15 protein-coding genes are annotated in these 12,753 nt (G+C 65.4%); 5 read left to right on the top strand and 10 right to left on the bottom strand.

What is annotated here, in order from left to right:
* Positions 1-5 precede the first annotated feature (5 nt).
* From DDT93_RS20410 to DDT93_RS20400, 3 genes are read left to right on the top strand one after another with little or no spacing between them, the layout of a single operon-like run.
* Entirely contained in the window at positions 6-998 is a 993-nt protein-coding gene (locus DDT93_RS20410) for a branched-chain amino acid ABC transporter permease (protein WP_109467739.1), read from the top strand.
* A 19-nt stretch (positions 999-1,017) separates the two neighbouring features.
* A complete protein-coding gene (locus DDT93_RS20405) occupies positions 1,018-2,079 on the top strand; it encodes a branched-chain amino acid ABC transporter permease (protein ID WP_232825517.1) in 1,062 nt (353 codons plus the stop codon).
* A complete protein-coding gene (locus tag DDT93_RS20400) occupies positions 2,076-2,924 on the top strand; it encodes an alpha/beta fold hydrolase (protein WP_109467737.1) in 849 nt (282 codons plus the stop codon). Before DDT93_RS20405 ends, DDT93_RS20400 begins: the two co-directional genes overlap by 4 nt.
* A gap of 40 nt (positions 2,925-2,964) precedes the next feature.
* Here DDT93_RS20400 and DDT93_RS26800 read toward each other — a convergent pair whose 3' ends face one another.
* The 6 genes from DDT93_RS26800 to DDT93_RS20375 form a co-directional block, all read right to left on the bottom strand.
* Positions 2,965-3,108 carry a hypothetical protein gene (locus tag DDT93_RS26800; RefSeq protein WP_198654921.1) on the bottom strand — a complete coding sequence of 48 codons (144 nt, stop codon included), beginning with the start codon at positions 3,106-3,108 and terminating at the stop codon, positions 2,965-2,967.
* 247 nt (positions 3,109-3,355) lie between these two features.
* Complete coding sequence (locus DDT93_RS20395; RefSeq protein WP_109467736.1) at positions 3,356-4,138, bottom strand: succinate dehydrogenase iron-sulfur subunit; 783 nt, start codon at positions 4,136-4,138, stop codon at positions 3,356-3,358.
* A gap of 10 nt (positions 4,139-4,148) precedes the next feature.
* Positions 4,149-5,957 (bottom strand): succinate dehydrogenase flavoprotein subunit, encoded by a 1,809-nt coding sequence (gene sdhA, locus DDT93_RS20390; RefSeq protein WP_109467735.1) that lies wholly within the window; start codon positions 5,955-5,957, stop codon positions 4,149-4,151.
* Between the two features lie 23 nt (positions 5,958-5,980).
* Positions 5,981-6,352: a succinate dehydrogenase, hydrophobic membrane anchor protein gene (gene sdhD, locus DDT93_RS20385; protein WP_109467734.1), complete on the bottom strand. Its 372-nt coding sequence runs from the start codon at positions 6,350-6,352 to the stop codon at positions 5,981-5,983.
* Between the two features lie 11 nt (positions 6,353-6,363).
* Entirely contained in the window at positions 6,364-6,753 is a 390-nt protein-coding gene (gene sdhC, locus DDT93_RS20380; protein ID WP_109467733.1) for a succinate dehydrogenase, cytochrome b556 subunit, read from the bottom strand.
* A 190-nt stretch (positions 6,754-6,943) separates the two neighbouring features.
* Entirely contained in the window at positions 6,944-7,663 is a 720-nt protein-coding gene (locus DDT93_RS20375) for a DUF1194 domain-containing protein (protein ID WP_109467732.1), read from the bottom strand.
* Positions 7,664-7,806: 143 nt separating this feature from the next.
* Between DDT93_RS20375 and DDT93_RS20370 the strand changes: the two genes are divergently transcribed.
* A complete protein-coding gene (locus DDT93_RS20370; protein WP_109467731.1) occupies positions 7,807-9,171 on the top strand; it encodes a M10 family metallopeptidase C-terminal domain-containing protein in 1,365 nt (454 codons plus the stop codon).
* A gap of 44 nt (positions 9,172-9,215) precedes the next feature.
* On the opposite strand, the gene DDT93_RS20365 is transcribed toward DDT93_RS20370, so the two are convergent.
* The 4 genes from DDT93_RS20365 to DDT93_RS20350 are packed head-to-tail and all read right to left on the bottom strand — an operon-like array spanning position 9,216 to position 11,919.
* Positions 9,216-10,247 carry a MaoC family dehydratase gene (locus tag DDT93_RS20365; RefSeq protein WP_109467730.1) on the bottom strand — a complete coding sequence of 344 codons (1,032 nt, stop codon included), beginning with the start codon at positions 10,245-10,247 and terminating at the stop codon, positions 9,216-9,218.
* Positions 10,248-10,451, bottom strand: coding sequence for a DUF1737 domain-containing protein (locus DDT93_RS20360; RefSeq protein WP_109467729.1), 204 nt, complete (start codon positions 10,449-10,451; stop codon positions 10,248-10,250).
* A gap of 4 nt (positions 10,452-10,455) precedes the next feature.
* Positions 10,456-10,998 (bottom strand): NnrU family protein, encoded by a 543-nt coding sequence (locus tag DDT93_RS20355; protein WP_109467728.1) that lies wholly within the window; start codon positions 10,996-10,998, stop codon positions 10,456-10,458.
* A gap of 60 nt (positions 10,999-11,058) precedes the next feature.
* On the bottom strand, positions 11,059-11,919 hold the full coding sequence (locus tag DDT93_RS20350) for an HpcH/HpaI aldolase/citrate lyase family protein (RefSeq protein ID WP_109467727.1): 861 nt from the start codon (positions 11,917-11,919) through the stop codon (positions 11,059-11,061).
* A gap of 336 nt (positions 11,920-12,255) precedes the next feature.
* Here DDT93_RS20350 and DDT93_RS20345 point away from each other — a divergent pair, with 336 nt between their 5' ends.
* Positions 12,256-12,534, top strand: coding sequence for a hypothetical protein (locus DDT93_RS20345; RefSeq protein ID WP_109467891.1), 279 nt, complete (start codon positions 12,256-12,258; stop codon positions 12,532-12,534).
* The last annotated feature ends 219 nt before the right edge of the window (positions 12,535-12,753 follow it).

The following is a 12,753-nucleotide window of genomic DNA, read 5'->3' as shown; positions in this document are numbered from 1 at the left end:
GAGAGATGGAACAGCTTTCGCAGACACTTGAACGGTTCGGCGGGGTCTACCTGCTGCCGTTTGCGCTGGCGGTCGTCGCCTTCATCATGATCGGCGCTCCGTCGTCGTGGGTCACGCTGACCGTGGCGGGCCTTGCCATGGGCATGATGGTGTTTCTCATGGCCTCGGGACTCAGCCTCGTCTTCGGCCTGATGGACGTGCTGAACTTTGGCCATTCCGCCTTTGTCAGCTTCGGTGCCTTCGTGGCGGCGAGCGTGCTGGCGGCGCTGGGGGGATGGCTCGGCTCGGACAGCGTGATCCTGAACGCGCTCGCGCTGATCCTCGCGCTGCTGTCGGCCGTCGCCTTTGGCGTCGTGGCGGGATGGTTCTTTGAATCGGTGATCATCAAGCCGGTCTACAAGGACCACCTGCGCCAGATCCTGATCACCATGGGCGCGCTGATCGTATCCGAGCAGGTGATCCTCGCCATCTGGGGCGGCACCCCGATCACCGTGCACCGGCCCCAGTTCCTCGAAGGCGCGTTCATCTTTGGCGACGTCAGCATCGAAGTCTACCGCGTCTTTGCCTTTGTTCTCGGGCTTGCCGTCTTCATCGGGCTGCACGTGCTGCTGAACCGCACCCGCATCGGCCTGCTGATCCGCGCCGGGGTGGAGAACCGCGAGATGGTCGAGAGCCTCGGGTTCCGCATCGACCGCCTGTTCATCGGCGTCTTCGTCCTCGGCTCGGCCCTCGCCGCGCTCGGCGGTGCCATGTGGGCGGGCTATGTCACGCTGATCACCCCGGCCCTCGGGGCCGAGATGATGATCGTGGTCTTCATCGTGGTGATCATCGGCGGGCTTGGCTCGATCCAGGGCACCCTGCTGGGTGCGATCATCGTCGGGCTGACCGCGAACTACATCGGCTACCTGGCGCCCAAGCTGTCGCTGGCGTCCAACATGCTGCTGATGATGGCGATCCTGATGTGGCGGCCCAACGGCCTGCGCCCGGCAGTGAAGTGAGGCAGAGATGACCCGGAAAATGACATTCGGAGCCCTCGGCGTGAAGGCCGTGATGCTGATCATCGCCGCCGCGCTGCTGTTCGCGCCCTTCCTGTTCCAGGACGTGCGCTCGATCGAGGTGGCCGCGCGGATCTGCATCTTCATCGTGCTGGTGGCCAGCTATGACCTGCTGATCGGCTATACCGGCATCGTCAGCTTTGCCCATACCATGTTCTTCGGCTTCGGCGCCTATGGCGCTGCCATCGCCCTGAAGGAGATGGGACCCGGCTGGAACGCGGTCCTGCTGGGCGGGGTGCTGGGGATGCTGGTCTCGCTGGTGATCGCCGCCGCCATCGGGCTGGTCAGCCTGCGGGTCAAGGCGATCTTCTTCGCCATGATCACCCTCGCCGCCGCGTCGGTGGTGCTGGTGCTGGCCTCGCAGCTGTCGCAGTTCACCGGCGGCGAGGACGGGATCACCTACAAGGTCCCGGACCTGTTCAAGCCGGCGACCAAGCTGCTGGTCGATGACGCGGGCAAGGTGGTCAAGCTGTTCGGGGTCAGCCTGAACGGCAAGATCGCGGCCTATTACTTCGTCTTCCTCAGCACGCTGGTACTGTTCCTGCTGTTGCTGCGCATCACCGTCTCGCCGCTGGGCACCGTGCTGGAGGCGATCCGCGAGAACGACGTGCGGGCCGAGGCCATCGGCTATCGCGTGGTGGCTTACCGGACCTTCGTGTTCTGCCTTTCCGCCGCCGTCGCCTCGCTGGTCGGCACCGTCTACGCCGTCTGGCTCAAGTACACCGGGCCGGAGACCGCGCTGTCCTTTGACATCATGATCGACATCCTGCTGATGGTGGTGATCGGCGGCATGGGGACGATGTGGGGCGCGGTCGTGGGCGCGGTGCTGCTGGTGCTGGCGCAGTACTACCTGCGTGACCTGATGGGTGCCGCGGCCGAGGTGGTTTCCTCGGTGCCGCTGCTGCCCGAACTGCTGAACCCCGACCGCTGGCTGTTCTGGCTGGGTCTGATCTTCATCCTGCTGGTCTACTTCTTTCCGAAGGGCATCGTCGGGACACTGATGACCAAGGGGGCGCGGGGATGAACGGGCCGCGCTTCAGCTTTGTTCCGGTGATGGACCACGAGGTTCACGTGACCGAGTGGGGCACACCGGACAAGCCCGCGCTGGTCATGTGGCACGGGCTGGCGCGCACGGGCCGCGATTTCGACGAGATCGCCGCCGCCCTGTCTGAGGAGTACTTCGTACTCTGCCCCGACATGATCGGGCGGGGCCTGTCGAGCTGGTCCGACAACCCCGAGGCCGAGTATTCCATCGAGTATTATACCGGCGTCGCCAGTGACCTTCTGGACCACTACGGCCTTGACCGCGTGGCGTGGTTCGGAACCTCGATGGGCGCGCTGATCGGGATGCGGCTGGCCTCCGGGCCGGATGCGGATCGCCTGAGCTGTCTGCTGGTGAACGATATCGGCCCGGACGTGCCCGAGGCCGCAATCCGGCGCATCCTGACCTACGTGGCGGACCTGCCGGTGTTCTCGCGGTTTGCCGAGGCCGAGGCCTGGCTGCGCGCGGTCTATACGCCCTTCGGACCCGCCGGTGATGCCTTCTGGCAGCGCATGGCGCGGAGTTCGATGCGGCGCAACCGCGAAGGGCGGCTGACGCTGCACTACGACCCGAAGATCACGGTGCAGTTCACCGCCTCGCGGCACGAACTGACGATGTGGGATCGCTGGCAGCGGATCAAGACGCCGACGCACCTGTTCCGGGGGCAGCAGTCAGACCTGCTGACTGCGGACATCTGCAAGCGGATGTTGGAAAGCGGGCCGCGCCCTGCCCTTACCGAGTTTGCCGATTGCGGCCATGCGCCGACGTTGTCGCGCGAGGCCGATATCGCCTTGCTCAGGACCTGCCTCGCGGACCTGCGCCGCTAGGGGCGCGGGCCGCGACGATCAGGGTACCGGCTGCCTGCGATCAGGCGGCGTCGGCGTATTCGAAAAGCTCTTCAGCCTTGTCTGCTGCCGGGGCGGTTTCCGCCGGGGTGTAATAGGCCCATGCGTCGTTCAGCAGATCGAGGGCGTCTTGGGCGGAGATGGTCTTTTGTTCGGTCGGGTTCATGGTTTCGGTCCAGTATCGCTCATCCTCTCCCCGACGAGACAGGTAAGCCAATCGCCGGAAATGAGCACCGCCCAAGAGCGCAACCTCGTCATGCGCTTGCTGCAACGCAGCATTTGATGTGGATCAGGGACAGGCGACGCCGCGAGGATGTAGTCTCGCCCCCTGCCCTGCACCCAGAAAAGGCAAAGGCCGCACCGGGGGTCCGGCGCGGCCTCTTTTTTTGCAGTGCGTGCTGGCCGGTGACGGCTCAGACGGCGCGTTCCACCATCATCTTCTTGATTTCCGCGATGGCCTTGGCCGGGTTCAGACCCTTCGGGCACGTCTTGGTGCAGTTCATGATGGTGTGGCAGCGATAGAGCTTGAACGGGTCCTCGAGGTTGTCGAGACGCTCGCCCGTGGCTTCGTCGCGGCTGTCGATGATCCAGCGGTAGGCGTGCAGCAGCGCGGCGGGGCCGAGGTAACGGTCGCCGTTCCACCAGTAGGACGGGCAGGCCGTCGAACAGGAGGCGCACATCACACATTCATAGAGACCGTCGAGTTTCTTGCGATCCTCGATGGACTGCCGCCATTCCTTGGCCGGGCGGTTGGTCTTGGTTTCCAGCCACGGCATGATCGAGGCGTGCTGCGCGTAGAAGTGCGTGAGGTCGGGGATCAGGTCCTTGACCACCGGCATGTGCGGCAGCGGGTAGATCGTGACCGTCGACTTACTGATCTCGTCCAGGCCGAAGATGCAGGCGAGCGTGTTGTGCCCGTCGATGTTCATGGCGCAGGAGCCGCAGATGCCTTCGCGGCAGGAGCGACGGAAGGTCAGGGTCGGGTCGACCTCGTTCTTGATCTTGATCAGCGCGTCCAGGACCATCGGGCCGCACTTGTCCATGTCGAGGTAGTAGGTGTCGACACGCGGGTTCTGCCCGTCGTCGGGACTCCAGCGATAGATCTTGAACTCGCGGACGTTCTTGGCGCCCTCGGGCTTTGGCCAGGTTTTGCCCGTGGTGATCTTGGAGTTCTTGGGAAGACTGAACTGTACCATTTCCTACTCCTCAGAACGTCCGCGCCTTGGGCGCGATCTTCTTCAGGCTGATGCCGCCTTGGTCCTCGGTGGTCAGCGGGTCTTTGATCACGTCGCGATAGCTGAGCGCGACCTTGTTGCCGTCGAGGTGGGCGATGGTGTGCACACGCCAGTTCTCGTCGTCACGCTCGGGGAAGTCCTCGTGCGCGTGGGCACCGCGGCTCTCCTTGCGCGCCTCGGCGCCGTAGATGGTTGCGAGCGCGTTGGGCATGAGGTTGGTCAGCTCCAGCGTCTCCATCAGGTCCGAGTTCCAGATCAGCGAACGGTCGGTGACCTTGATGTCGTCCATCTTGGCCGCGACGGCGTCCATCTTCTCGACGCCTTCCTTCATGGTCTCGGCAGTCCGGAACACGGCTGCGTCGGCCTGCATGGTGCGCTGCATCTCGAGCCGCAGTTCCGCGGTCGGGGTGGCGCCGCTGGCGTTGCGGTAGCGGTCGAAGCGGTCGAAGGCCTTGTCGACCGAGGCCTGGTTCAGAACCGGGTTCGGCGCGTCCGCGTCGACCACCTTGCCGGCGCGGATGGCGGCGGCGCGGCCGAAGACCACGAGGTCGATCAGCGAGTTGGAGCCGAGGCGGTTGGCCCCGTGCACCGAGGCACAGCCCGCCTCGCCCACAGCCATCAGGCCCGGAACGATGGCGTTCTTGTTGTCCGCGGTCGGGTTGATCACCTCGCCCCAGTAGTTGGTCGGGATGCCGCCCATGTTGTAGTGCACGGTCGGCAGAACTGGGATCGGTTCCTTGGTCACGTCCACGCCGGCGAAAATCTTGGCCGACTCGGAGATGCCCGGCAGGCGTTCCGCCAGCGCCTCGGCCGGAAGGTGGCTGAGGTTCAGGTGGATGTGGTCGCCGTGTTCGCCAACGCCGCGGCCTTCGCGGATTTCCATGGTCATCGAGCGCGAGACATAGTCACGCGGCGCGAGGTCCTTGTAGGTCGGCGCGTAGCGTTCCATGAAACGCTCGCCTTCGGAGTTGGTGAGGTAACCGCCCTCGCCCCGCGCGCCCTCGGTGATCAGGCAGCCCGAGCCGTAGATGCCGGTGGGGTGGAACTGGACGAACTCCATGTCCTGCAGGCCGAGACCCGCGCGGGCCACCATGCCGCCACCGTCGCCGGTGCAGGTATGGGCCGACGTGGCCGAGAAGTAGGCGCGCCCGTAGCCGCCGGTGGCCAGCACGACCATCTTGGCGTTGAACACGTGCATGGTGCCGTCGTCGAGCTTCCAGCAGACCACGCCCTGGCACTGCCCGTCCTCGGACATGATCAGATCGATCGCGAAGTACTCGATGTAGAATTCGGCGTTGTTCTTGACCGACTGGCCATAGAGCGTGTGCAGGATCGCGTGGCCGGTCCGGTCGGCGGCGGCGCAGGTCCGCTGCACCGGCGGGCCTTCACCGAATTCGGTGGTGTGGCCGCCGAAGGGGCGCTGGTAGATCTTGCCCTCTTCGGTGCGCGAGAAGGGCACGCCGTAGTGCTCGAGCTCGTAAACCGCGGCCGGGGCGGACCGGGCGAGGTATTCCATCGCGTCGGTGTCGCCGAGCCAGTCCGAGCCCTTGACGGTGTCGTACATGTGCCACTGCCAGTTGTCAGGGCCCATGTTCGAGAGCGAGGCGGCGATCCCGCCCTGGGCGGCAACGGTGTGCGAACGGGTCGGGAAGACCTTGGTCACGCAGGCGGTGCGAAGCCCTTGCTCGGCCATGCCGAGCGTGGCGCGCAGACCCGCGCCACCGGCACCAACGACCACGACGTCATATACATGCGTCTCGTATTCGTAAGCTGCAGTCATTTTGTTCTTCCTTAACCCGCGAACTAGAGTGCCAGTTTGACCAGCGCGAAGAGAGCGGCGGCGATCAGCGTGTAGGACAGTGCGCCCACAGCGACGATCAGCAGCTTGCCCGGGGTGCCGTGCACGTAGTCGATGATGGCCTCGTCCGCCTCGGACTTGCAGTGCAGGATAACGACCACGGCGGTCAGCGCGGTGAGGATCGCCGGGAACGGACGTGCGAAGAAGGCAAGCACGGTTTCGTAGTCGCGGCCGAGGGCCGTGCCGAAGGTGAAGACGAAAAGCGGCACCAGAACAACCAGCACGGCAGAGCTGATCATCATCTTCCAGTGGTGGTGGGTGCCGGTGCGCCCGGACCCGAGCCCCTGCGCGCGTTTGCGGTCAGTCAAGAATCGCATGGGAGGTCTCCTTAAACCACGAGAACCGTGATGATCGTCAGGACGGTGGCACCGATGAACATGCCCCAGCCCATTTTCTGGGAGACGTCGAGCTCGACGAGGTAACCCAGGTCCCAGATGACGTGACGCAGGCGGCCCAGCATGTGATACCAGATCGCCCAGGTGGCGCAGAGCATCAGGATGTCGCCGACAAAGCTCCTCAGGAGTCCGTCCACGACGGCGAAGGCGTCGGGCGACGTCGCGGCTGCCAGCAGCCAGCAAACCACAAGGAATGCAGTGCCAAGCGTCGCGATCCCCGTGATCCTCACCATGATCGACGAAATCGACGTCATCTGGGGACGGTAGTACGTTCCGATCATGAAGGGGGAGAGTGGGCGGTTGCCCCGATTGACATCGGCCATAGATGGCTCCTTTCCGGTTGGCTGGTGCTGTTATTATCCCATTTTACGCCGGTGTCACGGGGAAGGAATCGAAAACCTGACCCTTTTTTAACAGAGCAACCGGTGTTAGCGCGAAAATGTGATCACGGCTGCGCAGCTAGTGATCACAAAAATGGAAACCTTGCTGACGCGCCTCGTGATTCGCTGAATTTCAACGCTTTTCGTCGGCTTTGGGCGACAGGGGAGCGGGCGTTTCCGGCGGCTCGGACAGGCTGGCGGTCTGCAACACCACCTCTCGTAGCAGCTTCTTGCGGATTTTCTCAGGATAGTCCGCGAAATCTGCGGCGGTCACCACGAAGGCGCCCTCGCCGACGATGACATGCTCGAAGAAATAGGCGGTCAGCTCCGGCTCGCTCTGCTCGATGGCGATTGCGTTGACCACGATTCCCGCGTCGTTCAGCGCGCCGTGCACCTCCTCGGGCGGCAGCCCCTCGTTCGAGGCGCCGTCGCCCGAGACGTCGATCAGCCGGCGCTTGCAGCCCGAGACCTCGGGAAAGAACCGCATGGTGTAGCGCAGCGCCTCGCCGATGGCGGTCGAGTAGTTGCGCCAGACGCGGGGATGCTCGGCCACCTCTACCGCCAGCGCGTCGAGCACGTCGAAGCCGGTGACCGTGGTCCAGGGGATGGTGACCTGCTGGCGGCCCATGCCGGTCCATTGCACCAGCATCAGGCGGGCCTGCCCGCGCACCAGCGCCTCGGAGACCAGCGGATCGCGCAGCGCTGCGGCCAGACCGTCCATCTGAAGGCGATACTCGCCCGCGTCGACCGAACCGGAGACATCGACGGCAAGGGCCAGAGCGATTTCGCAGGCGCGCGGGGTACACGGCCACAGGGTCAGTCCAACGGCGAGCGCGAACAGAATCCTCCTCATGGGGCCAGAGTAGCGCGAAGCGGGCTGTTGCGGGAAACAGAATGCGACAGTGGTTGACTCGATCCGGCAGAGCCGTATTGGGTGGCCGCATCAGCTCGCCACACTCCGCCAGCCTCCTTCGATCCTGACCAAGCGAGGCTGACATGGCGTCCAACAACAAATCCCGCGTTCTCGGGTCCATCGACCTTGGAGTCGCCCTGCCCTCGGGCACCATCACCGTCTACTTCGCGAAGGACGGCGAGGCCTTTGACGTTGCCGCCAACAGCGGGGACTGGAGCGCCTACGAGAAGGCCCAGGCCTTGGCCGCACTGGAGACCTATGCGGCGGTCGCCAATCTGGTCATCTCCGAGACCGAGGACGCCGACACCGCCACCTTCCGCCTGACCAAATCCGGCTCACCGGGCGGATCGCTCGGCTTCATGAACCCGCCGGACCCCGCCTATGGCGATACGCAGGGCATCGCGTGGTTCAACAGCGAAGCCTACTGGGGCGGTCGCGCCTCCGGCCTGCTGGATGCCGGAAGCTACATGTATACCATCTTCCTGCACGAGTTCGGGCACGGGCTGGGCCTTGCGCATCCCTTTGACGGAAGCGGCCAGAACGTCATGCCGCAGATTGGCGAGGGGCTGGGTCTGGACCAGGGCGTCTACACGGTGATGACCTACAACGACGGCTGGCCCGAGGCGCCTGAGGGGCTGCCCGAAAGCCGCGCGTGGGGCTGGAACCTTGGCCCGTCGGCAATCGACATCGCGGTGATCCAATCGAAGTACGGCGCGAACATGGAGACCGCCACCGGCAACGACCGCTATGTCCTGCCCGACGAGAATGCGGCGGGGAGCGGCTACCTCGCCATCTGGGACGCGGGCGGGACGGACGAGATCCTCTATCGCGGTCAGGCGGATACGGTGATCGACCTGCGCGCCGCAACCCTGAAGGCGAATGCGGGTGGCGGCGGTTACGTCAGCCATGCCGAGGGAATCCACGGCGGGTTTACCATCGCGAACGGCGTGGTGATCGAAAAGGCCACGGGCGGGGCCGGCGATGACGAGATCACCGGGAACGGCGCGCGCAACACGCTGTCGGGCCGGGGCGGCGAGGATGTCATCCGGGGCGGCGACGGTAACGATACCCTGATCGGCGGCGGCGGCTCGGACGACCTGTTCGGCGGCAATGGCCGCGACACCCTGCTGGGCGGCCTTGGGCGCGACCGGCTGAACGGTGGGGCCGGACAGGATGTGCTGGATGGGGGCGCGGGGAATGACCGCCTGACCGGCGGCGGCGGGGCCGATACCTTCGTGATCGCGCCGGGCGGCGGGCGCGACCGGATCACCGATTTCGAGGCCCGCGACCTGCTTGACCTGACAGCATTCGACCTCGGGACCTACGACGCGCTGGACGGGCTGGTCTCGGCCCAGGGCGCACTGACCCGGATCGATCTGGAGGACGCAACCGTCTTGCTGAGGTTCACCGGCATCGAGGGGCTGACCGAGGACATGGTCCTGATCTGACGTCTGCCGGGGCGTGGACGGGGGCGCAGCGCGCCCCCTGCCCGTCAGAGCGGCATCAGCGCCCAGTAGTCGAGGTCGAGAAGGACCTCGGGCAGGTACTTGCCGTCGTCGTCCTTGAGCCGGAAGGGCTCGCCGTCCTTGGTCGCCACCAGCCGCAGACGGATCGCGCCGACGCCGGGGGCCGAGGTCTCGGCCTTGTCCAGCACCTCGGACCACACCTTTACCGTATCCCCCGCGAAGCAGGGATTGGCATGGGCGCCGCCGTTCAGGCCGACGATCATCTGCGCGTTGGCGAGCCCGTTGAACGAGAGCGCACGCGCCATCGAGATCACGTGGCCGCCGTAGATCAGCCGCTTGCCGTCCGGCCGGAAAGTGGCGTCGAAGTGCACCTTGGCCGTGTTCTGCCAGAGGCGCGTGGCGATCATGTGCTCGGCCTCTTCGATGGTGACGCCATCGACATGGTCGATCACCTCGCCCACCTCGTAGTCGCCCCAGCGGTGCGGCTCGCCCGCGAGGGTGAAATCGTAGGTGGTGAAGTCGAGCCCCTTGGGGATCACCAGATCGCTCGGGTCCAGCACCGCCTTGAGCTCGGGCACCACCGTTTCCGGCGCCGGGGCATCGAGGTTCTGCTTCCGCACCATGACCCAGCGGCAGTATTCCATGACCGGCTCGCCGTGCTGGTTCGAGCCGGTGGTACGCACGTAGACCACCCCGGTCTTGCCGTTCGAGTTCTGCTTGAGCCCGATCACCTCGGAGACCGAGGTCAGCGTGTCGCCCGGCCAGACAGGCGCCAGCCAGCGGCCCTCGGCATAGCCGAGGTTCGCGACCGCGTTCAGCGAGACGTCCGGAACGGTCTTGCCGAAGACCACGTGGAAGACGATCAGGTCCTCCAGCGGACTGAAGGGCAGCCCGCAGAGCTTGGCGAACTCGTCCGAGGAGTGCAGTGCGTGCCGTGCCGGGTAGAGCGCGTGGTAGAGCGCGCGCTCGCACATCTTGACCGTGCGCGGCACCGCGTGGCGCAGCACGTCACCGACCTTGTAATCCTCGAAGAACCGTCCCGGGTTGGTCTTGGCCATTCACTGCGCTCCCAGTTTCACGTCGGGGGTATAGGTGCCGTCCACCTCCTTGACCACGGACTGCCCGCAGCGCATCACGCCGCGCGCGGCGTCGAAGGCATAGGTGGGCGAGCCGTGCAGTTCCCAGCCCTTGTTCAGGGCAGCGGTAACCTTGTGGCAGAAGGCAGAGGTGTCGTCCTCGCTGAGGAAGCGGTAGAGTTTCATTGTCTTATCCGAATGGGTTGTAGCCGAGCATGATGTGGACGCCCGCAATCACGCCGAAGACGACGACGGTGCCGACGATCGCCATGATCTCTTTCTTTACGGGGGCGGGCGCAGGCGGCGTCCAGCTTTCGGCACGGTTGATCAGTGCCATCTCCAGCAGGGCCCAGACCAGCAGGCCGCCCCACAGGATGAAGGACGGGGTATCGCCGTTGGGCAGCAGGTGCGCGACGCACCAGAGCGCGAAGCCGGTCAGCTGCGGATGGCGCAGGACCCGCGCGGCGCGGGTCTTCATCCCGGCGGCGGCGAAGAGGTAGACCGAGACCAGCATCAGCAGGTTGTTGATGCCCTTGAGCGCGGGTGCGGGCCCCCAGTAGAAGGTGCCATCGTACATCCGGTAGCCGAGGATCATCAGGATCACCGAGGCGAGCAGCGCCAGCGCGATGGGGCCCCGCCCCTTGTCGCCCATGGCGGCACGGGCACCCGGTGCGAGCCGCTTGAACAGATGTGCGCCTGCCCAGAGCAGGACACCGAGTACGAGAAGAAGCATGAATGCCCCCTTTGGCTGGTTCACTCCTGGCGGGATTGCTGGATGTGAATAGCTTTTACATTACGCATCTTCGGTGAGTGCGGCAATGGCCTCGGCCTTGGCCAGCGTTTTTTGCGCGGTCTCGACGTGCAGGTTCTCGACGATGCGGCCATCGACCACGGCGACCCCCTGCCCCGACTTCTGCACCTCGTCGAAGGCCGCGATCTGGCGGCGGGCCAGGTCGACCTCTTCCTCGGAGGGGGCAAAGGCGGCGTTGGTGACCGCCACCTGCGCGGGGTGGATCAGTGTCTTGCCGTCGAACCCCATGTCGCGACCCTGCTCGCATTCCTGCTGCAGCCCGGTTTCGTCAAGGTAGGCGTTGTAGACGCCGTCGACGATGATCAGCCCCTCGGCCTTGGCGGCAAGCAGGCAGAGGCCGAGGCCAGCCAGAAGCGGTTCGCGGTCCGGGCGGAAGCGGGTCTGAAGCTCCTTGGCGAGGTCGTTGGTGCCCATGACCATGCCCTGCAGCTTCGGGTGGGCGGCGATGGCGGCCGCGTTCAGCATGCCGCGCGGCGTTTCCATCATCGCCCAGATCGGCAGGTCGCCGGTGATCCCGGCGAGCGCGTCGAGGTCTGCCGGGCCTGCCACCTTAGGCAGAAGAACCGCATCTGCATCCATCTCGCGCACCGCCTCGGCATCGGCGCGGCCCCAAGGGGTATCGAACCCGTTGATGCGCACGATCCGCGCCCGGTTGCCGTATCCGCCCGCCTTGAGCGCCGCGGCGAGAGTGGCGCGCGAGGCATCCTTTTCCTCGGGCGAGACCGCGTCCTCGAGATCGAAGATGATGGCATCGACCGGCAGGCCCCGCGCCTTGTCCAGCGCCCTTTCCTTGGAGGCAGGAATATAGAGAACGGATCGGTAGGGGCGGTTCAGCGCGTCCATGGCTTCCTCCAAGGGGTAATATTGTTGCGTCAGCAAGGGGCATAGTTTTACGGAAAGTTCAAGCGAAAAGCGCCGCATTGCAGCATCGCCGGGCCCCAGAATGCGCTGGAGGGGCGGCGTGGCGGCGTTCTGCACCATAGACTGCCAGGGATGAAATCCCGGCGGGGCGAGCGCCCGATTAATCATTCTTCAGCTTATCTGCGTCACACTCCTGCACAGGCCCCGTATTGGCGGCGCAGAAAGGTGGAACGCATGACGGAGTTCACGAATGACGGCGGCACGGCGCGCGGGGCGGCGGCCCGGCTGACCATTGGTGCCGCACTGGCCGCGACCTTGATGGCGGCCCTCTTCCCGGTCACGGCTCGGGCGGAAACCCTGCGCAACTGCGCCCCGCGCGACGTGGTGGTGGAGCGGCTGGCGGGCGGTTACGGCGAATCGCGGCAGAGCATCGGCCTGGGCCCGCAGGGCGCGGTGATGGAGGTCTTTGCCTCTTCGGCGACGGGCACATGGACGATCACCGTGACCTCGCCCAGCGGGGTGACCTGCCTGATCGCCTCGGGCCAGTCCTTCGAGGCGCTTCACGAGGTTCTGCCGGCGGAAGACAGCGACGCCTGACGCCGTGGTGGCCACGCAGTAGCGCCCTCACAAGCGGCTCCCGTCCGGGAATTCACCCCGTCGCCGCACTCCCGCTACCGTATCTCCTCACGCTCCCGACCTCGGGGGTATCGGGGGACACGTAGGCAAGCGATCGCCCAATTCAGAAACCGGCGGGCTTTCGCCGTTTGATGCCGAAGTCAGGACAAAGGCGGGAACTTCTCTCTGTCGGCCGGGTTG

This window comes from Albibacillus kandeliae (assembly GCF_003116585.1).
Lineage (GTDB): Bacteria > Pseudomonadota > Alphaproteobacteria > Rhodobacterales > Rhodobacteraceae > Albibacillus > Albibacillus kandeliae.
Note: the sequence above shows the minus strand (reverse complement) of the source record. Positions and strands in the feature narration are given on the sequence as shown.